This is a genomic window from Geodermatophilus sp. SYSU D01180 (genome assembly GCF_054050415.1).
This window is the reverse complement of record NZ_JBJGZH010000037.1, coordinates 13,790-34,955: the sequence shown is the minus strand read 5'-3', so window position 1 is coordinate 34,955 and position 21,166 is coordinate 13,790. Positions and strand designations below refer to the sequence as shown.

The 21,166-nt window shown below is 75.8% G+C and carries 17 protein-coding genes; 10 read left to right on the top strand and 7 right to left on the bottom strand.

Annotated elements, in window-relative coordinates:
* Nucleotides 1-43 precede the first annotated feature (43 nt).
* The 6 genes from ACI8AA_RS22135 to ACI8AA_RS22110 form a co-directional block, all read right to left on the bottom strand.
* Nucleotides 44-415: an STAS domain-containing protein gene (locus ACI8AA_RS22135; protein WP_457046523.1), complete on the bottom strand. Its 372-nt coding sequence runs from the start codon at nt 413-415 to the stop codon at nt 44-46.
* Nucleotides 416-714: 299 nt separating this feature from the next.
* Nucleotides 715-1,848 carry a flavin-containing monooxygenase gene (locus ACI8AA_RS22130; protein ID WP_457046522.1) on the bottom strand — a complete coding sequence of 378 codons (1,134 nt, stop codon included), beginning with the start codon at nt 1,846-1,848 and terminating at the stop codon, nt 715-717.
* 41 nt (nt 1,849-1,889) lie between these two features.
* Nucleotides 1,890-2,360 carry a hypothetical protein gene (locus ACI8AA_RS22125; protein ID WP_457046521.1) on the bottom strand — a complete coding sequence of 157 codons (471 nt, stop codon included), beginning with the start codon at nt 2,358-2,360 and terminating at the stop codon, nt 1,890-1,892.
* 114 nt (nt 2,361-2,474) lie between these two features.
* Complete coding sequence (locus tag ACI8AA_RS22120) at nt 2,475-5,183, bottom strand: AAA family ATPase (RefSeq protein WP_457046520.1); 2,709 nt, start codon at nt 5,181-5,183, stop codon at nt 2,475-2,477.
* A 29-nt stretch (nt 5,184-5,212) separates the two neighbouring features.
* A complete protein-coding gene (locus ACI8AA_RS22115) occupies nt 5,213-5,644 on the bottom strand; it encodes a hypothetical protein (RefSeq protein ID WP_457046519.1) in 432 nt (143 codons plus the stop codon).
* 76 nt (nt 5,645-5,720) lie between these two features.
* Nucleotides 5,721-8,441, bottom strand: coding sequence for an AAA family ATPase (locus ACI8AA_RS22110; protein WP_457046518.1), 2,721 nt, complete (start codon nt 8,439-8,441; stop codon nt 5,721-5,723).
* A 140-nt stretch (nt 8,442-8,581) separates the two neighbouring features.
* On the opposite strand from ACI8AA_RS22110, the gene ACI8AA_RS22105 reads away from it, so the two are divergent.
* The 10 genes from ACI8AA_RS22105 (at nt 8,582) to ACI8AA_RS22060 (ending at nt 20,141) form a co-directional block, all read left to right on the top strand.
* Nucleotides 8,582-10,063: an MFS transporter gene (locus ACI8AA_RS22105; protein ID WP_457046517.1), complete on the top strand. Its 1,482-nt coding sequence runs from the start codon at nt 8,582-8,584 to the stop codon at nt 10,061-10,063.
* A gap of 107 nt (nt 10,064-10,170) precedes the next feature.
* Nucleotides 10,171-10,404, top strand: a complete 234-nt coding sequence (locus ACI8AA_RS22100; protein ID WP_457046516.1) for a heavy-metal-associated domain-containing protein — start codon at nt 10,171-10,173, stop codon at nt 10,402-10,404.
* 105 nt (nt 10,405-10,509) lie between these two features.
* A complete protein-coding gene (locus ACI8AA_RS22095) occupies nt 10,510-10,632 on the top strand; it encodes a hypothetical protein (protein ID WP_457046515.1) in 123 nt (40 codons plus the stop codon).
* A gap of 58 nt (nt 10,633-10,690) precedes the next feature.
* A complete protein-coding gene (locus ACI8AA_RS22090; protein WP_457046514.1) occupies nt 10,691-11,488 on the top strand; it encodes an ABC transporter ATP-binding protein in 798 nt (265 codons plus the stop codon).
* Nucleotides 11,489-11,494: 6 nt separating this feature from the next.
* Complete coding sequence (locus tag ACI8AA_RS22085; RefSeq protein ID WP_457046513.1) at nt 11,495-14,020, top strand: FtsX-like permease family protein; 2,526 nt, start codon at nt 11,495-11,497, stop codon at nt 14,018-14,020.
* Between the two features lie 82 nt (nt 14,021-14,102).
* A complete protein-coding gene (locus tag ACI8AA_RS22080) occupies nt 14,103-14,606 on the top strand; it encodes an N-acetyltransferase family protein (RefSeq protein ID WP_457046512.1) in 504 nt (167 codons plus the stop codon).
* A 119-nt stretch (nt 14,607-14,725) separates the two neighbouring features.
* Entirely contained in the window at nt 14,726-17,992 is a 3,267-nt protein-coding gene (locus tag ACI8AA_RS22075) for a heavy metal translocating P-type ATPase (protein WP_457046511.1), read from the top strand.
* A gap of 15 nt (nt 17,993-18,007) precedes the next feature.
* Complete coding sequence (locus ACI8AA_RS22070) at nt 18,008-18,775, top strand: aspartate/glutamate racemase family protein (protein WP_457046510.1); 768 nt, start codon at nt 18,008-18,010, stop codon at nt 18,773-18,775.
* Between the two features lie 8 nt (nt 18,776-18,783).
* Nucleotides 18,784-19,344, top strand: coding sequence for a GNAT family N-acetyltransferase (locus ACI8AA_RS22065; RefSeq protein ID WP_457046509.1), 561 nt, complete (start codon nt 18,784-18,786; stop codon nt 19,342-19,344).
* Nucleotides 19,345-19,487: 143 nt separating this feature from the next.
* Nucleotides 19,488-20,141 (top strand): GNAT family N-acetyltransferase, encoded by a 654-nt coding sequence (locus ACI8AA_RS22060; protein ID WP_457046508.1) that lies wholly within the window; start codon nt 19,488-19,490, stop codon nt 20,139-20,141.
* 319 nt (nt 20,142-20,460) lie between these two features.
* On the opposite strand, the gene ACI8AA_RS22055 is transcribed toward ACI8AA_RS22060, so the two are convergent.
* On the bottom strand, nt 20,461-21,102 hold the full coding sequence (locus tag ACI8AA_RS22055) for a TetR/AcrR family transcriptional regulator (protein ID WP_457046507.1): 642 nt from the start codon (nt 21,100-21,102) through the stop codon (nt 20,461-20,463).
* Nucleotides 21,103-21,166: the final 64 nt, after the last annotated feature.

The window sequence follows — 21,166 nt, the reverse complement described above, 5'->3', positions numbered from 1 at the left end:
CGTTCCGGATGAGAGACGTTCCGGATGAGAGAGGCACTGACACTCAGGCGGCGGGCGCGATCATCGGCTGGGGCGCCAGCACGTGCCGATCCAGCCGCAACCGGCGCAGTGCCTGCTGCAGGTCCGGCACCGGCCGGTGCACAATCAACTGCCGGTCGTGGCGCACCGCGCGGCGGTAGGTGGTGCCGAGCGCGCGGAGGCCGACGGTGTCGACCGCGGTGACCGCTGCGAGGTCGAGGTGCCATTGCCGGGGGCCGGCGACCAGCAGGGCAGTAACGGCCGTGGCGAGCAGATGAGTGCTGCGGCGCTCGAGCCGTCCGGCCAGGCTCAGACGACCGGTGACCAGGTCGACCTGTACGGCCAGCGACGGCAGGCCGGCACGGTGCAAGCGGGCGCTGGTGTGCTGGGACGACATGGATCCCCCTGGTCGCAGAGAACCGGATGGCACCTGCGAACGTCCGTGGCCGGTGCCAGAGCTGGGCAAACCGACGCCAAGATGGTGATACACAACACGGCTGCGGTCAACTGGGTCGTCCGAGGCCGGAATAGCAGCAGTGTGGTGGCGCAGCAGAGGGCAACCCCCCCGGAGCCCCAACAAGGAACTGATCGGCGGGTCGGCGGGGCGCCGGTGCAGGGTTGGCTGGGGGTGCGAGGGGTCGCGGTGGGCATGGGTGCCAGCTCGGCGGACCGCCGCTAGGGATGCGGGAGAGGGCCTCACGCCGACGAGGCCGCCGGGATTGCGGACCCGAGACGGCCCGGTCCGGCCTGCGGCCCCGCCCGATGGCCGTCGGCGGCCATGCGGTCGGACAGGGTGGCGGCGTCCGCGCCGACGAAGCCCAGCAGCGCCGAGCCGCGGCAGGTCTGCCACGGCAGGCCGAGGAAGTACAGCCCGGGCACGGCGGTGACGCCGGCGTCTTGCCGGACCTGCCCGTCGACGACCACGTCGGGCACGTGCAGCCACGAGTAGTCGGGCCGGTAGCCGGTCGCCCATACGACGGCGTCGACGTCGACGGTGGTGCCGTCGGCGAAGCGGGCGGTGCGTTCAGTGATCGCGGTGAGCCGGGGCCGGAGGTCGATGCCGCGGTCGCGCAGGTCGCGGGTGCGGGTGCCGATGACGATGTCGCCGCGGGCGCGCAGCCGGCGGGCGATGCGGGTGTGTGCGGGCACAGTAAAGAACCCGACCGTGTCCAGCCAGGTGAACAGGTCGCGGCCGGCGAGGCGCTGGGGCAGCTCGGTCGGCCGGGTGCCGACGGCGACGGTGACCGGCTGGGTAGCGGCGAGTTCGGCGGCGATCTGCAGACCGGAGTTGGCGCCGCCGACGACGAGCACCCGGCCGCCGCCCGGCAGCTGGGTCGGGTTGCGGTACGCGGCGCTGTGCAGCTGCGACAGCGTCGGGTCCAGTCGGGCGGCGAGGGCGGGGACGTGCGGGGTCTGGAACGGGCCGGTGGCGACGACGACCTGCTTCGCGCGCACCGTCCCGGTCGGCGTGGTGGCGGTGAAGTCGCCGTCGTCGTCGCGGTGCAGCTGCAGCACCGGAGAGTTCGGCCGCGCCGGCAGCTGGAAGTGGGCGGCATAGCCGGCCAGGTAGTCGGCGACGTCGTCCTTGCTCGGGTGGGTGTCCGCGGGAGCGGGGAACGGGAGGCCGGGCAGTGAGTCGTACTGGGCAGGGCTGAACAGCCGCAGCGAGTCCCAGCGGGAGCGCCACGAGTGGCCGACCTCGGGTCCGGCGTCGAGCAGCAGGAAGTCGGCGTCGCGGCGGGCGAGGTGGTGGCCGATGGCGAGACCGGCTTGGCCGGCACCGATCACGAGCACGTCGAGGGACCGGTCGGTGGGGGTGGGGGTGGGCATGACGACTCCTGGCAGGGGAGGGGAGGGCACGGGCGGGGCGGTCAGCCGAGGCCGACGGTGAGCAGCACGGCGGCGATGGTGAGGTCGGCGACCAGGCAGGTCTCGGCGTACCAGCGGGGCACGACCCGGCCGAGGCGGTGGTGGACGACGTCCCAGCCGGCGTGGGCAAGCCAGCCGGCGGCGAGCACGTAGCGCGCGGCGTCGAGGTCGACGGCGACGGCGGCGATCGCGAGGGCACCGAAGCCGAGCACGGCTGCGGTCTGCGCGGTCAGCAGCCGCCGGTTCCCCAGATCACCGCGGGCCGTGCCCCAGGTGAGGTAGACGACCGCGGCGAGCAGCACGCTCCAGGCGGTGATCCAGACCTGCGCGTGCTGGGGCAGCTCCGCGACGAGCAGGAAGCAGTTGCTGGCGGCGACGGCGCCCAGCGCGGTCGGCCACCGGCGGGCGAGCCGGCCGCGCATGCCGAGGGCGCGGCGAGTCGTGGGCGACGCGGTCGCGGCGGTGCTGGTCATGGAGGCTCCTCCGTCCGGGCTGGGTGTGCGTCGGACGCTAGGAGCGGGCCGGGGGGCGTCACGCCGGGAGAACCGCCGGGTTCCCGCCGTCCCCGAGAGCCGGGCAGCCGCGCGTCAGCCCAGCGAGAGGGCGGTGAGCTCAGCGCGGGAGGCCACCCCGAGCTTGCTGAACACGTTGCGCAGGTGGAAGTCGACGGTGCGCGGGCTGACGAACAGCTGCGCGGCGACGTCCCGGTTGGACAGGCCCTGCCGGACCAGGGCGGTCACCTGACGCTCCTGCGCGGTCAGCTCCGTGGCCGTGGAGACGTCGCGACGCCGGGCGGTCTCCCCGGACGCCCGCAGCTCCTGCGCCGCCCGCTCGGCCCACGGGGTCGCGCCCAGCTCCTCGAACAGCGACAGCGCGGTGCGCAGGTGCTCCCGGGCGTCGACCCGGCGCCGTGCGCGGCGCAGGTGCTCGCCGAGGGCCAGCTCGGTGCGTGCCCGGTCGGGCACCCGCAGCGACGTGGCGTGCGCGTCCAGGGCGCGCCGGAAGTGTTCCTCGGCGGCGTCGTCCCCGGAGAGCAGGGCACGGCCGTGCTCGACCACGGCGCGCGCGGCCGGAGCACCGGTGCCCGCGGCGAAGTCCTCCAGCTCGGCCAGCCAGGTGCGGGCGAGGTCCTCGCGGCCGGCGCGGACCGCGCTCTCCAGCCGGTCGAGCGCGGCCATGCGGCGGTACCCCGGTGAGCTGATCTGCCCGAGGTGGTGCAGGGCCGACGCCGGCTGCCGGGCGCGGAGCCCCCGGGCCCACCGCACCAGGTCGGCGACGACGAAGTCCGCGAGCCCGACCGGGTGCGCCTCCCGGATCGCCGTCGCCTCGGCCAGGTGGCGGTCGGCGGCGTCGTCCCCGCGCAGGGCGGCTACCAACCCGAGCTCGGCGGTCGGCAGCGCGGTCAGGCCGGGGTGTCCCGTGCCGGCGGTCAGCGTCAGCGCCTCGGTCGCGGCGCCGGCGGCCTGCGCCCAGGCGCCGGTGGCGATCTGGAACTGCGCGCCCCGCGTGAGGGCGTGCTCGACCATGCTCAGCGCGCCGGCCCGGCGGGCGGCGGTCAGCTGCTCGGCGTGCAGCCGGAGCCCGCGCTCGTCGTCGTCGACGAGCATCGCCGCGACCCCCAGGTTGGGTTGCAGCACGTGGTCGTCGGCCGGGTCGGCGTCGGTGAGGGCGAAGGCATCGCCGAAGCACCCGGAGGCGGTGGCCCAGTCCTCGCGGGCGACGGCGCGGAACCCGCGCAGCAGGGCGGAGGCCGCCCGTACGTGGGGCGGCGCGTCCGGTGCCGGCGGGCGGACCAGCGCGGCCGGGTCGACGTCCCGGGGGGACCGGGCGCCGAAGGCGGACAGCGAGGCGGCGAGCATCGCCAGCTGCTGCGCCATCACCTCATCCCCGTCGGCGGCCACCTGGGCGGCCTGCAGGACGTGGTCGTAGCCGTCGTCGAGCGAGCGGGTGTTCCACTCGATCTGCCCCTGCAGGGTGAGCAGTTGCGCCCGCAGCCGCGGCTCGAGCGGCTCGGCTGCGGCCGAGGCTGCCAGCGCCGTGGCCTGGGAGGGGTGTGCCCCCAGCCAGGCCGACGACGCGGCCAGGTACAGCCGCCGGCCGCGGGCCGCGCCGCCGGCGGTGAGCTCGGCGGCGCGGGCCCACGCGGCGGCCGCGGCCTCGTGACCACCGCGGGTGGCGGCGCGCTCGGCGACGCCGTCGAGGGCGGTGACGACGGTGTCGTCCGGCCGGTCGGCGGCGGCGGCCAGGTGCCAGGCCCGGCGGTCGGCGTCGGGGCCGACCGCCGCGGCCAGCGCGCGGTGTGCCGCGCGGCGCTGCGCGCTGGTCGCGGCCCGGTAGACCGCGGAGCGCACCAGCGGGTGGTACAGGGTGAGCACATCGCCGTCGACGCGCAGCAGCCCGGCGCGCTCCACCTCGTCGAGGGTGTCGTCATCGGCCCCGAGGTGCTCGGCGGCGGCCCGGACCACCGTCAGCCGGGCGGTGTCATCGGCCGCGGCCAGCAGCAGCAACCGCTGCGCCGGCTCGCCGAGCCGCCGATAGCGGTCCAGAAAGCCCCGCTCCACTCCACCGGTCAGCGGCAGTTGGGTGGGCAGCGGCGCCCGACCGCTCAGCTGCTCGGGGGTGAGCACCCCGGCCAGCTCGACCAGTGCCAGCGGGTTGCCGCCGGTGGTGGCCACGAGCCGGTCGCGCACCGCCGGGTCCACCGTGGCGGTAGCCCGCGCGGACAGCACCGCGTCGGCGTCCGCCCCGGCCATGCCGCCGAGGACGACGGCCGGCAGGTCGGGGGCGTCGAAGCGGCGGGCGTCGCCGTCGCGGGCGGCGAACAGCAGGGCCACCCGCTCGTCCTGCAGCCGGCGCGCGACGAACAGCAGTGCCGCGGCCGAGGCGTCGTCGAGCCAGTGCGCGTCGTCGACGACGGCCAGCACGGGGGAGTCCTCGGCGGCGTCGGCGAGCAGGCTCAGCGTGCCGAGGAAGGCCAGGAAGCGCTCCCCCTCACCGGCGGCCTCGCCGAGGGCGGCACCGAGCGCGGCCTGCTGCGGCGCGGGCAGCCCGGCGAGCAGCGACCGCAGGGGCCACAGCAGCCGCTGCAGCGCGGCGAAGGCCAGCGGCGACTCCGACTCCACGCCCGAGGTGCGCAGCACCCGCATGCCCACCGCGGCGTCCACCGCCTCGGTCAGCAGCGTCGACTTGCCGGCCCCGGCGACGCCGCGGACCACCAGCGCACCTCCGGCGCCGCCGCGCGCGCCGTCGAGCAGGGCGGCGATCCGCGCACGTTCGGCGTCCCGTCCGGCCAGCACGGCGCCGACCGTACCGAGCACTGCGGGCCTCACGGGACGGGGTGCTGACCGTCCGTGAGTCGCTTGCGCGTCCGTCTGTCGGCGGCGGCCAGGCGCAGGCGGACGTCGTCCCAGACCGGTGGCAGGTCGGTTCCCGCGGCTCGCCAGATCGCGACCGCCGGTGGGTGGAGCAACGCGGCGAGCTCCTGCTCGGCGGCGGTGTGCAGCGGGCCGCGCTCGAAGGCGGTGAGGGACGCCCGGCGGCTCCAGGCCGACACCACTCGCAGGACACCGCCGGTCAGCCGGAGCCCGTAGCCGACCAGGTCGGGGGTGTGGACGAGCTCCGCGCGGATCCGGTCGATCCAGGGCGCGAAGACGCCGGGATCCGCGCCGGCCCGCAGTCGCAGCTGCACCGCGACGAGCGTCAGGACGGCGGAGGGGTCGACCGCCGTCGCCACCGGCGTCCACGAGCTGCTCCGCACCCTCCGGACGCTACGAACGCTCGCTTCCCGCCGCACCGGCGAAACCACCGGGTCGGACCGGCCGCCAGCGCGGGCGTCAGTCGAGCGGGTGGGCGGCCAGCTCGGTGCGACTGCTGACGCCGAGCTTGGTGAACACGTTGCGCAGGTGGAAGTCGACGGTGCGCGGACTGACGTACAGCTGCGCGGCGACGTCCCGGTTGGCCAGGCCCTGCCGTACCAACCGGGCCACCTGCAGCTCCTGTGGGGTGAGGTCGACGACGGTGGACGCGTCGCGACGGCGGGCGGTCTCGCCGGACGCCCGCAGCTCCTGCCGGGCGCGCTCGGCCCACGGCTGCGCACCGAGGTCCTCGAACGTCTCCAGGGCGGCGCGCAGGTGGGGCCGGGCGTCGACCCGGCGGCGGGAGCGGCGCAGGAAGGCGCCGTACGCCACCTGGGTGCGGGCCCGGTCGGGCGGGCGGTCGCTCTTGGCGTGCGCGGCGAGGGCCTGCTCGAAGTAGCGCTCGGCCTCGGGACCGTCGGTGAGCAGGGCCCGGCCGTGCCCGGCCACGGCGTGCGCCCACGCGGAGCCGGTGGCCTCGGCGAAGCCGGCCAGCTCCTCCACCCAGGCGGAGGCCGTCTCCGGCCGTCCGGCCCGCACGGCGGCCTCGATCCGGTCCGTGGCGGCCAGCCGCCGGGTCATCGGATGGCGGATCTGCTCCAGCTGGTGCAGCGCGGCGGTGGGATCGGCCGCGTCGCGGACGCCGCGGGCCCAGCGCAGCACGTCGGGCACCACCTCGGCCAGGATGCCGAGCGGGTGGTCGGCGCAGATCCGCTCCGCGTCGGCGAGATGGCGGTCCACGGCGTCGTCGCCCCGCAGCGCGGCCAGCAGGGCCAGCCACGCGGTCGGCAGCGCGGCCAGCCCCCGGTGCCCGGACTGGTCGGCCAGCGGCAGGGCCTCGGCGGCCGCGGCGCGGGCCGCGGTCCACTGCCCGGTGGTCACCTCCGCGAAGCCGAGCCGGGCCAGCGAGTAGAGGATCATCACGACCGCGCCGGTGCTGCGGGCCCGGGTCAGCAGCTGCTCGTGGTAGCGCCGGGTCAGCGCGTCGTCGCCCAGGTACATCGCGGCGATGCCCAGGTTAGGCAGCAGGTCCAGGTCCTCCTCGGCCAGGTGCTCGGCGAGGGCGAAGGCCTCCTCCAGCGGCGGCATCGCCACCTGCCAGTCGCCGTGGACGGCGGCGTCGAGGCCGTGCAGCAGGTCGGAGAAGCACCGGGCGCGCACCGGTGCGTCGGGTCCGGGCCGGGGGACCAGGGCGGTGGGGGCGACGGCGCTGCCGGACCGGGCACCGAACGCGGCGAGCGCCGCGGCGAACATGGCCATCTCCCGCGCCCGCTGGGGATCGTGCGGGGCGACCTCGGCGGCGGCCTCGAGCACCATCCGCTGCCCGGCGTGCAGCGAGCCGGTGTTCCACTCGATGCGCGCCCGGAGCCGGAGGACGTCGGCGAGCAGCGCGTCGCGGGCCTGCGCCGCGGCGGCGTCGACAAGCGCCCGGGCCCGGGCGGGCTGGGCGGCCAGCCAGGCGGAGCGGGCCGCGGCGTAGAGCCGCTCGGCCTGGGCGTCGCCGGCCGGTGAGAGCTCGGCGGCGCGTTCCCAGGCCGAGGCGGCCGCCTCCAGACCCCCGCGCGCCCGGGCCCGCTCAGCGGCGGCGTCGAGCTCGGCGACGACGGCCTCGTCCGGCTCCTCGACAGCGGCGGCGAGGTGCCAGGCGCGCCGGTCGGCCTCGTCGGGGCCGGTCAGCACGGCCGCCAGGGCCCGGTGGGCCCGGCGGCGCTCGGTGCTGGTGGCGGCGCCGTACACCGCCGAGCGCACCAGCGGGTGCCGGAGGTCGACGGCGGCGCCGCGGACCCGCAGCAGGCCCGAGCGCTCGGCCGCCTGCAGCGCGTCCTCGCCGGCTCCCAGGGAGGCGGCCGCCTGCTGCACGACCCGCGCCCGGCCGGAGTCGTCGGCGGCCGTGACGAGCAGCATCGTCCTGGCCTGCTCGGGCAGCCGCCGGTGGCGGTCGAGGAAGGCGCGTTCCACTCCCTCGGTCAGCGGCAGCCGGGCCGGCAACCGCGCCCGGCCGGACAGCTGATCGGAGGTCAGGACCTCGGCGAGCTCGACGAGCGCCAGCGGGTTGCCCCCGGTGCTCGCGAGCAGTGTGTCGCGCACGTCCGGGGGGACGGGGACCCCGGTGCGGGCGGAGAGCAGTTCTCCGGCGGCGTCGGCGTCGATGCCGCCCACGGCGAGACGGGGCAGGTCGCCGCTGTCGAAGGTGCGCACGTCGGCGTCGCGGGCGGTGAACAACAGGGCGACCCGCTCCACCTGCAGCCGCCGGGCCACGAACAGCAGCGCCGCGGCGGACGCGTCGTCGAGCCAGTGGGCGTCGTCGACGACGGCGAGCACCGGGCGCTGCTGGCCTGCGTCGGCGAGGACGCTCAACGCGGCCAGGAAGACCAGGAAACGATCGCCGGGGCCGTCGTCGATCTCGCCGAAGGCCGCTCGCAGCGCCCGGGCCTGCGGCTGCGGCAGGTGACGCGCACCGTCGGCCATGACCGGGCGCAGCAGCCGCTGCAGCGCGGCGAACGCCAGCGGAGACTCCGACTCCAGGCCCTGCGTGCGCAGCACCGTCATGCCGTCGGCCCGGGCCACCGCGTCGGCCAGCAGCGCCGACTTGCCCACGCCCGGGGATCCGACCAGCACCAGCGCCCCGCCCCGGCCGGCCCACGCCTCGTCCACCAGTGCGGCGATGGCAGCGCGCTCGGGGTCCCGGCCGGAGAGCACGCCGAGACCCTAGTGCGCTCCCGGACGGGATCGTGCCGCTTTCCGCGCGCGGACCATCCCGGCGGAACCACCGGCGCGACCGGTCCCCTCCCGGCCAGACGGTGGGCAGGCCCATCCGGACCTGCCCCGAGGAGAGAACCGTGTCGACCCACTCCGCTGCCGGACCGGCGGCGCCCGCTCACCCGCACCCCTCGACCTCCCCGACCGCGACTCCCGTCGACGAGCCGCGCCGGTCGTGGACCGTCTTCGGCCTGATGATCGCCGCGCAGGTGATGGTGATCCTCGACGTCTCCGTGGTGAACGTGGCGCTGCCGTCGATCAGCCGCGGCCTGCACCTCTCGGCCGCTGACTACCAGTGGACCGTCAGCGCCTACGTGCTGCTCTCCGGCGGCCTGCTGCTGCTCGGCGGGCGCATCGCCGATCTGATCGAGCGCCGGGGTGCCTTCCTCGCCGGCGTCGGCCTGTTCACCGCCGCCTCCCTGACCAGCGCGCTCGCCCAGGCCCCGTGGATGCTGATCGTCTCCCGCGCCGCCCAGGGCGCTGGCGCCGCGCTGCTCACCCCCGCGGCGCTGTCGATCATCATGACCGCCTACGCCGGGAAGCAGCGGCAGACGGCACTGGCCGTGTGGGGCACCGTGGGCAGCCTCGGCATCGCCGCCGGCGTGCTGTTCGGCGGGGCGCTGACCAGCGCGCTGGGCTGGCGGGCCGTGTTCTTCATCAACGTGCCGATCGGCGTCGCCGTCGTCCTCGGCACCCTGCGCGCCGTCGCCCGGGGCGCCTCGCAGACGGGTGCGCTCCGCCGTCTCGACGTGCCGGGCGCGCTGACCCTGGTGGGCGGGCTGCTGGCCCTGGTGTCCGGCATCGAGGCCACCCGCTCGGCCGGCTGGACGGCGCCCCGCACCTGGCTCGCGCTGGCCGCTGCGGCGGTGCTGCTGACCGCGTTCGCCCGGCTCGAGCGCCGCACCACGGATCCTCTCGTGCCCCCGGCGACCTGGCGCATCCGGTCGCTGGTCTCCGCCTCGGCGGTCATGGCCGGCGTCACTGGCGTGGTGGTCGGCGCCATCTTCCTGACCTCGCTGTACCTGCAGGACGTCGTCGGCGCCTCGCCGCTGGTCGCCGGCCTGCAGTTCCTGCCGCTGGCCGCCGCGATCACCCTGGCCGCCACCGTCGCGTCGAAGGTCATCGGCCGGGTCGGCGCCCGCACGCTGATCCTCGGCGGGCTGGTCGTCATGGCCGGCGGCGTGCTGCTGCTGGCCGCGAACGCTGGCGGCACCTCCTATGCCGCCGACGTGCTGCCCGGTTTCCTGCTCGTCGGCGCCGGCGTCGGGCCGATGTTCGTGGCGATCGCGGTCGCCGCGATGGGCGACGTGCCGGCCGAGAGCTCCGGCGTGGCCAGCGGGCTGATGATGACCGGACACGAGATCGGCGCCGCCCTCGGCGTCGCCGGGCTCACCGCCGTCGCCGGGGACCTCGCCACCTCCGCCGGTCTCATCGACGGCTACGGCCGCGCCTTCACCGCCACCGCCGGCGTCCTGGCCGCGCTGTTCGTCCTCACCGCACTCGCCGTTCCCGGCGGCCGGCCGGCCGCCGGCGCCGCGGGCCACGGCGCTCACGGCCACTGAGCCCTCCCGGCGATCCCGGTGTGGATCCCGGCGATTTCCCCGGTGAGAGCCACCCGACCCCACGCCGACTCTCGTCCCCGACCGCACCACCACCTCGAGGAGTCCCCATGCTCTCCAACACGCCCCGCACCTTCGTCGGCTCGACCACCTTCACCGTCACCGGCATGACCTGCGCGCACTGCCAGCGGGCGGTCACCGAGGAGATCTCGGCCGTGGCCGGCGTCGAGTCGGTCACGGTCGACCTGGCCACCGGCACGGTGACCGTCACCGCCTCCGGACCGCTGGACCGCGCCGACATCGCCGCCGCGGTCGATGAGGCCGGCTACTCCCTCGTCCCGTGACCGCCCCGCGGCGGCGGGAGACGACCGACCCCTCCCGCCGCCGCCCGGGCCGGTCCCGGCCCTCCGCCCTCCATCGAGCCCGCCCCACAGAAGGGACCCACCGTCATGAACCTGCTCTACGAGGAGCTCTTCCGGGCCCGCCAGGCCGAACTCCTCCGCGACGCCCGCACCCACCGCCTCGCCCGGCCGGCCGAGCGCCGCCACCCGCGCCGCCGCCACAGCGCCTGACGCGCGCTGCCCACCGCTCCTCCCGACGCCCCCGCACCTCGACATCGCAGGAGAGACCGTGACCGTCACCACCCGCCCACTTGCGCCGCTGCCGCGGACGGCACCGTCGATCGCGGCCCGCGCGGTCGACGTCGTGAAGACCCACGGCCGGGGCGAGGCCGCCGTCCGCGCCCTCGACGCGGCCAGCGTCGCCATCCCCGCCGGAGAGCTCACCGCCGTCATGGGGCCGTCCGGCTCGGGCAAGTCCACCCTGGTGCACGCTCTCGCCGGGCTGGACTCGATCGACTCCGGCCAGGTGTTCGTCGGCGACACCGACCTCACCTCACTGTCCGAGCGCGACCGCACGCTGCTGCGCCGCGAGCGGCTCGGCTTCGTCTTCCAGGCGTTCAACCTCGTCCCGGCGCTGACCGCCGCGGAGAACATCGCCCTGCCGCTGACCCTGGCCGGCAAGCGACCCGACCCGGCCTGGATGGACGAGCTGGTGCACGTGCTGGGGCTGGGGGAGCGGCTCGGTCACCGGCCCGCCCAGCTCTCCGGCGGCCAGCAGCAGCGGGTCGCCGTCGGCAGGGCCCTGATCGCCCGGCCCGAGCTGGTCTTCGCCGACGAACCGACCGGCAACCTGGACTCCCGCGCCGGTGCCGCGCTGCTGGGCTTCCTGCGCGACGCCACCGGGACCTTCGGCCAGACCATCGTGATGGTCACCCACGACCCGGTCGCCGCCTCCTACGCCGACCGCGTGGTGTTCCTCGCCGACGGGCGCATCGTCGACGAGCTCCGCGGCCCGACCGCCGAGACGGTGCTGGCGCGCCTCGCCCACCTCGACGGAGCCCGGCTCGACGACCCGGTCGGGATGTGAGCCGAGATGTTCCGGCTCACCCTCGCCACCGCGCTCACCCACCGCTCCCGGCTAGCGCTGACCTGGCTCGCCGTCGCCCTCGGCGTCGCCTTCGTCGCCGGCAGCCTCGTGCTCACCGACACCAGCACCCGCCTGCTCGACGAGCAGTTCCGGACCACCGCCGCGGGGGTGGACCTGACCGTCCGCGGCGCCGCCGCCTTCGGCTCCGCGATGGGCGTGGAGGTGCAGCGCGACCCGCTGCCGGGTGACCTCACCGACCGGGTCACCGACGTCCCCGGCGTCGAGACGGCCCGCGCCGTCGCCTCCGGCCCGGCGCAGCTGCAGGCCCGCGGCACCGCGGTCGCCCCGGACGGGCCGACCATCCTGGCCACCTGGGCCGAGGCGCCGTTCACCGCCTACGCCCTGCGCGCCGGGCACATCCCCCACGGCGACGGCGAGGTCGTCCTCGACGTGGCCACCGCCCGCTCGCAGGGCATCGGCCTCGGCGACACGGTCGTCGTCTCCGCCACCGCCAGCCGGCAGCTGCGGGTCGTCGGCCTGACCGGCGTCGGTGACGGCGACGGCCTGGCCAACAGCGCAGTCGTGCTCGTCGACCTGCCCACCGCGCAGGCGCTGCTCGGCCTCGGCTCGGGCGTGACCTCGGTCGACGTGGTCGCCGCCGACGGCGTCGCCGTGCCCGACCTGCGCGCCGACCTGGCCACCGCCCTGGGCGAGGCGTACGCCGTCACCAACGGCCAGGACGCCGCCGCGGCCAGCGCGGACGCGGCGAAGGAGAGCATCGGCTACCTGCGCGTCGTGCTGCTGGCCCTCGCGGCGGCCGGACTTGTCGTCGGCGCCTTCCTGATCGCCAACACCTTCGGCATCGTGCTCACCCAGCGGGCCCGGGAGCTGGCCCTGCTGCGCGCCGCGGGCGCCACCAGCAGGCAGGTCCTCGCCACCGTGCTCGGCGAGGCGCTGCTCGTCGGCGTCACCGGCGCGACCGGGGGCACCGCGGCCGGCGTCGGCGCCGCATACGGACTGCGCGGCCTCGCCCGGGACGCCGGCCTGGCGCTGCCCGACGGCCCGCTGACCGTCACCGGAGGGACGCTGCTCGTCGCCGTGGCCGCCGGCACCCTGGTCACCCTGCTGGCCGCGCTCGGCCCGGCCCGCCGCGCCGCCCGGGTCGCACCGGTCGAAGCGATGCGGACGTCGGCCGACGCGGCGCCACCGCGGCGCCGTCGGCTGATCACCGGCTGGGTGCTGCTCGGCCTCGGCGTCGTGCAGCTCGCAGCCGCCGCCCTCCTGCGGGACATCGCCGGCGTGGCGCTCGGCGCCGTCCTGCTGCTGGCCGGCCTGGTGGTCCTCGGCCCGGTGCTTTCGCCGCGGTTGGCGCAGGGCATCGGCCGCCCCCTGGACGGCCTCGGTGTGCCCGGGCGGCTGGCGCGGGAGTCCGCCATCCGCAACCCGCGGCGCACCGCGGCCACCGCGACGGCCCTGGCGCTCGGTCTGGCGCTGATCGGCTTCGTGGCGGTCCTGGGCAGCTCGGTGAAGGAGATCGGTGCCACCTCCACCGAGGCGATCACCGCCGACTTGTTGGTCCAGAGCAGCGGGGAGGAGATGCTCGGCGGGCTCTCCCCGGAAGTCGCCCGGCGAATCGCGGAGCTCCCGGAGATCGCCACGGTGTCCCCGGTCCGCTACGGGCACTGGCTGGACGAGGGCACGACCAGCGCGCTGACCGCGGTCGACCCTGACACCCTGCCGCGCGTCGCCGAGGTGGAGATGAGCGCGGGGAGCCTGACCGCCCTCGACGGCGGCGGCCTCGTGCTCGCCGAGAACGTCGCCCGCGAGCGGGGCCTGCGCGTCGGCGACACCCTGACGATGACGTTCCCGCGCGACGGGGAGCAGCAGCTGCGGGTGGTCGGGCTGATGGCCGACCGGTCGGCCCGGGCGCTGTCCACCAGCTACGTCGTCTCGCTCGACGGCTACGCGCAGCACTACAGCGAGAACGTCGACGCCGCCGTGTACGTGACCCTCGCCGACGGCGTCGACCAGGCGGCGGCGCGGGCGGCGCTGCGGGCCGCGGTCGCGGACTTCCCCAACGCCGACGTCCTCGACCAGGCGCAGGCCGCCGCGGGCCGCGCGGCCGCGATCTCCGAGGTGTTCGGCCTGATCACCGTGCTGCTCGGCTTCGCGGTGCTCATCGCCCTGTTGGGCATCACCAACACCCTGGCGCTGTCGGTCGTCGAGCGGACTCGCGAGATCGGGCTGCTGCGGGCGGTCGGCATGACCCGGGCGCAGCTGGCCCGGATGGTCCGCGCGGAGGCCGTGCTCATCGCCGCCGTGGCCGTGGTCGTCGGCGTTGCCCTCGGCCTCGGGCTGGCCACGGCCACCCTCGCCGGGCTGTCCTCCGACACCCCGCTCGTCATCCGGGTGCCGGTCGTCCAGCTGCTGGCCGTGGTGGGCGCTGCTGTGGTGGCCGGGCTGCTCGCCGGCCTGCTACCGGCACGCCGAGCCGCCCGCCTCGACGTCCTCACCGCGATCGCCACCCAGTGACCGGTTGGGGCCGGTGCCGTGGCTCTACGGCGCCGGCCCCACCCCCGCATCCGCCCATAACCCACCTCACGAGGAGCCCCCGATGACCGACGCCCCGACCACTGACGATCCCGCCGCCGCGGTCACGATCCGCCGGGCCACCCCGGCCGACGCCCCCGAGGTCGCCGCGATGGTGGCCGAGATCGCCGCGCACGAGGACCAGGCCGCCCACGTGCACGTGCAGGACGCCCAGTGGCGCACGCTGCTCACGCGGTCTGAGGTGATCGTGCTGCTGGCCGAGCGCGGCGGCGTGGCCGTCGGCTACGTCTCCGCCATCCGGCAGCTCCACCTGTGGACCGGCGGCGACGTCCTGAACCTCGACGACCTCTACGTGCGCCCCGGCCACCGCGACGCCGGCGTCGGCCGCCGACTGATGGCCGCGCTCGCGGGGCTGGCCGGGCCCGAGCGGCTGCTCGTCCGCTGGGGCATGGAGGTCGACAACGTCGACGCCCAGCGGTTCTACCGCCGCCTCGGCGCCACCTTGCGACCGAAGGTCCTGGCCGCCTGGCCGCCTGCCGCGTACAGCGCGCTCATCCCCGGCTCCTGAGCCCGCTGGTTAGGGGCCCCACCAGGTCGGAGAACCCGGCGAAACCACCGGTTCGAGCCCGCCCGCCACCCCCGACAGTCAGCCGTAGCCGACGACCCGATCGACCCCAGGAGTCCGGGATGACCACCACCGCGCCGAGCAGTGCCGCGCCGACCACCGCCGCCACACCGACCGCCAGCTGCACCCTCGACATCGGCGGCATGACCTGCGCCTCCTGCGTCGGCCGGGTGGAGAAGGCGCTGAACCGGGTCGACGGCGTGGCCGCCGCCGAGGTGAACCTGGCCACCGAGGTGGCCACCGTCCGCTTCGACCCGGCGCAGGTCGGGCTCGAGGAGCTGACCGCCGCGGTCGGTCGCGCCGGCTACACCGCCACCCCGCGCCGCGAGACCCGGCCCGCCGACCAGGACACCGGCACCGGGACGCCCGATGAGGACCGGGACGGCGAGGCCCACCTCACCGCGCTCAAGCACAAGTGGCAGATCACCCTCGCCACCGGTCTCAGCCTGATGGTGCTGATGTACGTGCCGCTGTACCTCGACACGATGGACTGGCTGATGCCGGCCATCTTGGTGGTCGCCACCGTCGTGCAGTTCTGGGCCGGCCGGGACGTCTACCGCGCCGCCTGGGCCGCCGCCCGCCACCGCTCGACGAACATGAACACCCTCGTCGCCCTCGGGACCGGCGTCGCCTACGGCTACAGCGCGTTCGTCACCCTGTGGCCGGCCGCCGCCGAGCGGTGGGGCCTGCCGCTGCACGTGTACTTCGAGACCTCGCTGGTGATCCTCGCCCTGGTCCTGGCCGGCCGGTGGATGGAGGCCCGGGCGAAGAAGCAGACCGTCGCGGCGATCACCGCCCTGGTCGGTCTCGCGCCGAAGACGGCCCGCGTGCTGCGCGATGGCGCGGAGGTCGACGTCCCGGTCGAGCAGGTCACCGTCGGGGACCTGGTGCGGGTCCGGCCCGGCGAGAAGGTCCCGGTCGACGGCGTCGTGACCGACGGCGCCAGCGCGGTCGACGAGAGCATGCTGACCGGCGAGAGCCTGCCGGTGGACAAGACGGTCGGCGATCAGCTGATCGGCGCCACGCTCAACCGGACCGGCACCGTCGTCATCCGGGCCACCGCGGTCGGTGCCGACACCGCGCTCGCGCAGATCGTCCGCCTGGTGGAGGACGCACAGGGCGCGAAGGTCCCGCTGCAGCGCCTCGCGGACCGCGTCTCGGCCTGGTTCATCCCGATCGTGCTCGGGCTGGCCGCGGCCACCTTCCTCGCCTGGGCGCTCCTCGGCCCGGACACCGGCCGGCTCACGATGGCGATCACCACCACCATCGCCGTACTGATCATCGCCTGCCCGTGCGCCCTCGGCCTGGCCACGCCCACCGCGGTGATGGTCGGCACCGGCCGCGCCGCGGAGCTCGGCATCCTGATCGGCAACGGCGACGCGCTGGAGACCGCCCGCCGGGTCAGCGCCGTCGTCCTCGACAAGACCGGCACGATCACGCGCGGCAAGCCGGCACTCACCAGCATCGCCGCCACCGGGGGCTGGGCCGAGGACGACGTCCTGGCGCTGGTGGCCGCCGCCGAGACCGGCAGCGAGCACCCGGTCGGCGAGGCGATCGTCGCCGCCGCCGACGCCCGCGGGCTCACCCTGCCGGCGCTGCGCTCCTTCGACGCCGTGCCCGGCCACGGCATCGACGCCGTCGTCGACGACCGGCACGTCCTGGTGGGCAACGCCGCGCTGATGGCCGCCCGCGGGATCGACGTCACCGCGCTCGACGCCACCGCCGCCTGCGAGGCCGCGGCGGGCCGCACGCCGATGTTCGTCTCGGTCGACGGGGCCGCGGCCGCGGTGCTCACCGTCGCCGACACGGTCAAGCCCCAGTCGGCCGAAGCGGTCGCCCAGCTGGAGGCGCTGGGCCTGCAGGTGTGGATGCTCACCGGTGACAACGCCGCCACTGCCGCCGCGATCGCCGCCCAGGTCGGCATCGACCACGTGCTGGCCGAGGTGCTGCCGGCGGACAAGGCGGCGCAGGTGCGCCGGCTGCAGGAGCACGGCCATGTCGTGGCCTTCTCGGGGGACGGCATCAACGACGCCGCCGCCCTCAGCGCGGCCGATGTGGGCATCGCGATCGGCACCGGCGCCGACGTCGCGATCGCCGCCTCTGACGTCACCCTCGTCGGCGGCGACCTGCGCGGCATCGTCTCGGCGATCGCCCTGTCCCGGCGCACCGTGACCACGATGAAGTCCGGGCTCGCCTGGGCCGGGGTCTACAACCTGCTGCTCATCCCGGTCGCCGCCGGCGCCCTGTACTGGTGGAACGGCCTGCTGCTGGACCCGGTGCTGGCCTCCGCCGCGATGGCGATGAGCTCGGTCAGCGTGGTCACCAACGCGCTGCGGCTGCGCCGCTTCCGGCGCCCGGCGACCGCCGGGGAGATCCTGCACCCGCCGCTGCGCGCCCGGATCGGCCAGTACGCCTACCTGGCCGGCATTGCGGTCGTCGCCCTGGCGCTGGGCGCAGGGCTGACCGCGGTGTCCCGGATGGACTTCGCCGAGCGCGGCATGAACGGTCAGCTGGCCTGGGCGCAGGGCACCGGCATGCCGATGCGGCCGGCGATGAGCGAGATGATGACCGCCGAGGTGCCGCCCACCGAGGCCGCCGACGCCGGGGTCGACGTCCACGTCGACCTGCCCGCCGACGTGCGCCCCGGGGAGCCGACCCGGCTGGTCGTCACCCTCGTGGACAGCGCCAGCGGGGAGCCGGTCGGGGACCTCGTCCGGAGTCACGAGGCGTGGATGCACCTCATCGCCACGCGCGAGGACCTCGGTACCTTCGCCCACGTCCACCCGCAGCCCACCGGCCGGCCCGGGCAGCTCGCCGTCGACGTCACGTTCCCGACCGCCGGGCGGTACGTCGTCAACACGGAGTTCCGGCGGCAGGGGGAGATGGCCGACGTGCACCAGCGCCAGGTGGTCACCGTCGCCGGCACCGCGCCGAAGCCCGTGGTCCTCACCGGGGGGTCGCGCACCGCGGTGGTCAGCGGCATCCGCGTTGAACTCGAGGGCGACGCCGAGGTCGGCGGGCGCAGCGACCTGCGCTACACCGTCACCGACGCCACCACCGGGCGGCCCGTCGACGACCTGCAGCCCTATCTGGCCGCCGCCGGCCACGTCGTGGTCATGCGCGCCGACGGGCAGACCTTCGCCCACGAGCACGCCGAGGTGGAGGACGAGAACGGCCGGCCGGTGTTCGCGCTGCCCGGTCAGGCCTTCGGTCCCGAGCTCGACGTGCACGCCGAGTTCCCCACCGCCGGGGTCTACCGGCTGTGGGCGCAGTTCCGCCTCGCCGACGGCGACGTCGTCACCGTCCCGTTCACCGTCCAGGCCCGCTGACCGGAGGAGCACCCGATGAGCACGTCCACCACCCCGACGCCCCGCCCGGCTCCGGCGGGGCACCCCCGGTCGCGGGTGATCGGCATGCTCGGCGGGATGAGCTGGGAGTCCACCGCCGAGTACTACCGGCTGGCCAACGAGCTCGTCCGCGACCGGCTCGGCGGCCTGCACTCCGCCCGGATCCTGCTCAGCTCGCTCGACTTCGCCGAGATCGAGGCCCTGCAGGTCGCCGGCGAGTGGGACCGGGCCGGGGAGATCCTGGCCACCGAGGCCGGCCGGCTCGAGACGGCGGGCGCGGAGCTGCTCGTGCTGTGCACCAACACCATGCACAAGGTCGCCGACCAGGTGCAGGCGGCGGTCTCCATCCCGCTGCTGCACCTGGCCGACACCACCGCCGCCGCGGTGCGCGCCGCCGGACCGGCCACGGTCGGGCTGCTGGCCACCGGCTTCACGATGGAGCAGGACTTCTACCGCGACCGGCTCACCGGGCACGGCCTGCGCGTGCTCGTCCCCGACGCCGCCGACCGCGCCGCGGTGCACCGGATCATCTACGACGAGCTGTGCCGCGGCGTCGTCCGCGAGGAGTCCCGGCGGACGTACCGGGAGGTCATCGCCCGGCTCGTCGCCGCCGGCGCCGCGGGTGTGGTCCTCGGCTGCACCGAGATCGAGTTGCTCGTCGGCCCCGCGGACAGTCCCGTGCCGGTGTTCCCGACCACCCGGCTCCACGTCGAGGCCGCCGTCGCCGCGGCGCTCCGACCCGATCCGCCCGCGGCGGCGCGATGAGCCCGCAGGTGAGCGTGCGGCCGGCACGGGCCGACGACGCGGGGCCGCTCGCCGCCCTCCACCGGGACAACCGCGAGCACCTGGCGCCATTCGAACCGGTCAGGGACGAGGAGTTCTTCACCGAGGCGGGTCAGGCGGCGCGGCTCGTGAGCCTGTTGACTGAGGAGGAGCACGGCCGCGCCCATCCCTACGTGATCGAGGTCGCCGGCGCGCTGGCGGGGCGGATCACCGTCACCAACGTCATCCACGGTCCCTTCTGCAGCGGCACGCTCGGCTACTGGGTCGCCGCCGACCGCACCGGCCGGGGCGTCGCCACCGCCGCGGTCGACCACGTCCTCACCGAGTGCTTCACCCGCCACGGGCTGCACCGGGTCGAGGCCGCCACCCTGGTGGACAACCCCGCCTCTCAGACGGTGCTCCGGCGCGTGGGGTTCGCCCTGATCGGCCAGGCGCCGGGCTACCTGCGCATCGCCGGACGGTGGCGTGACCACCTGCTGTTCCAGCGGCTCGCCGATGGACCAGCTGCCGACGACGTCGACCAGGCCCTCGGTGAGCTGCCGACCTGGTGAGCGTTCGGTGGACCCGCGGATCCGGTCGACGGTCCGATCGGGCGGCACGCGCTGCTCCCCGGTGTCGTCGTGTCAGCCGTGTGTCGCATGACCGCGCAGGACCTGGGGACCGGACAGGCCCTCGATCATCGAGCGAGGAACGAATGACGGTGCACCTCCGCCCGGCGACGCCCGAGGACATCCCGGCGGCCGCCGCGGTGCTCGCCGACGCGTTCACCGACTACGCCTGGACCCGGTGGACGGTCGACACCGACGACCACGGCGGGCGGCTGAGGACGGTGTTCCAGCTCGATCTGTCCGCCGTCGCGGTGCCCTTCGGCCGGGTGGATCTCGGCGAGACGGCGCACGGGCTCGTGAGCGTCGCGGTCTGGATTCCCAGCACCGCGGTACCGGAGGACGTGTGGGCCCGGATCGGTCCGGCGACCGCCGAGCTGGCGGGGAATCGGGCCGCGGCCGCGGCCGAGGCCGAGGCGGTGCTCGCCGGATGCCGCGTCGACGAGCCGCACGTGGCCCTCGCCAGCCTCGGCGTCCTGCGGCGTCGGCAGGGGCGGGGCCTCGGTTGCGCGACACTCACCCCGGGACTCGCCTGGGCCGACCACGAGGGGCTGCCGGTGCACCTGGAGACCAGCGCGGAGCCCAACGTGCGCTTCTACCACCGCCTCGGCTTCACGGTGATCGACGTGGTCGACCTGCCCGACGGAGGCCCGCGCACCTGGCTGATGCGCCGTCCACCCCACGCGTCCGCCGCTGGTCGGGGTACCAGCGCAGAGGGCTGCTCGGACGGACCGGACCGGTGAACGGCCTTCTCGTGCCGATCGTGTGAACCCGTAGGGGACCCGATGAGTGCTGCTCGGTGAGGTGGTCACCGTGACCGGGCTTCAGCTCGACCCGGTTTCGAGCCGCGGAGTGGATCGTCCGTGGCGGTGCGGGCGATGGCCGACGCGGCCGGAGCAGTGCCCACGTGAGGCCGCCGGGTGGACGAGATGACTGCGGCGATCGCCGAGGCGCAGCAGGCTGTATGGCGGTCGTGGGCCGCGCTGCCGGCTGCTCGGCGAGCGCACATGGGCTTCTACCGACCGCGGGCGCGCCGACCCGTCAGGCGGAGCCGGCGCGTGATCAGCGACCGCTGCCCACTGCCGCGGCAAGACCGGCGAGCAGCAGTTCGAGGCCGTACTCGAACTCGGATGCGTCGTCCTGCTCGGCCAGCCGGGGGCCGATCCGCGCAACGTGCGGGAGGTGCCGGTTCGGAGTGGGGACGTCGAGCGACGGCTCGTCCGACTGGGCCGCCGGGTGGATGGTGAAGTAGCCGCCGAGCTCCACGTCCAGGGTGCCCATCGAGTAGGCGGCGAGCGCGCGGTAGCAGCGCGCGGTGGTGGCGTCGTCGATGCCGGCCCGGCGGAACGCGCGCAACGCGGCCTCCACGAAGGCCAGCGCGTCCGGGGTCCGCGGCGGGAAGCGGTTCACCAGCGGCGCGGCGTTCCGGTGTCGCAGCCCGACGGCCCGCACGGACCGCATGATCGAGCGGACCGTGTCCCGCCAGTCCAGGTCCGGGTCGGGCACCTCGACCTGGGCCAGCAGCAGCTGGGCGACCGCCTCGAGCACGGCGTCCCTGTCGGGGAAGTAGGTGTAGAGGGACATCGGCGCGACGCCGACCCGCTGCGCCAGCTTGCGCATCGACAGGCCGTCGACGCCGTCCTGGTCCACGAGCGCGAGCGCAGCCTCGGCGATGCGTCGCTCGGTGACCCCACGGTTCGGCACGCGTCCATCTCCCATCCCGCATGTCGGCCCGGGTCCGCCCCGAGCTTCTGTACGGTGTACGACC

Excerpts from the sequence above, each read along its gene's own strand:
- ACI8AA_RS22075 (WP_457046511.1), top strand. The coding sequence starts at position 14,726 with ATGACCACCACCGCGCCGAGCAGTGCCGCGCCGACCACCGCCGCCACA.
- ACI8AA_RS22060 (WP_457046508.1), top strand. The coding sequence starts at position 19,488 with ATGACGGTGCACCTCCGCCCGGCGACGCCCGAGGACATCCCGGCGGCC.
- ACI8AA_RS22070 (WP_457046510.1), top strand. The coding sequence starts at position 18,008 with ATGAGCACGTCCACCACCCCGACGCCCCGCCCGGCTCCGGCGGGGCAC.
- ACI8AA_RS22095 (WP_457046515.1), top strand. The coding sequence starts at position 10,510 with ATGAACCTGCTCTACGAGGAGCTCTTCCGGGCCCGCCAGGCCGAACTC.
- ACI8AA_RS22135 (WP_457046523.1), bottom strand. The coding sequence starts at position 415 with ATGTCGTCCCAGCACACCAGCGCCCGCTTGCACCGTGCCGGCCTGCCG.
- ACI8AA_RS22080 (WP_457046512.1), top strand. The coding sequence starts at position 14,103 with ATGACCGACGCCCCGACCACTGACGATCCCGCCGCCGCGGTCACGATC.
- ACI8AA_RS22125 (WP_457046521.1), bottom strand. The coding sequence starts at position 2,360 with ATGACCAGCACCGCCGCGACCGCGTCGCCCACGACTCGCCGCGCCCTC.
- ACI8AA_RS22130 (WP_457046522.1), bottom strand. The coding sequence starts at position 1,848 with ATGCCCACCCCCACCCCCACCGACCGGTCCCTCGACGTGCTCGTGATC.
- ACI8AA_RS22100 (WP_457046516.1), top strand. The coding sequence starts at position 10,171 with ATGCTCTCCAACACGCCCCGCACCTTCGTCGGCTCGACCACCTTCACC.
- ACI8AA_RS22085 (WP_457046513.1), top strand. The coding sequence starts at position 11,495 with ATGTTCCGGCTCACCCTCGCCACCGCGCTCACCCACCGCTCCCGGCTA.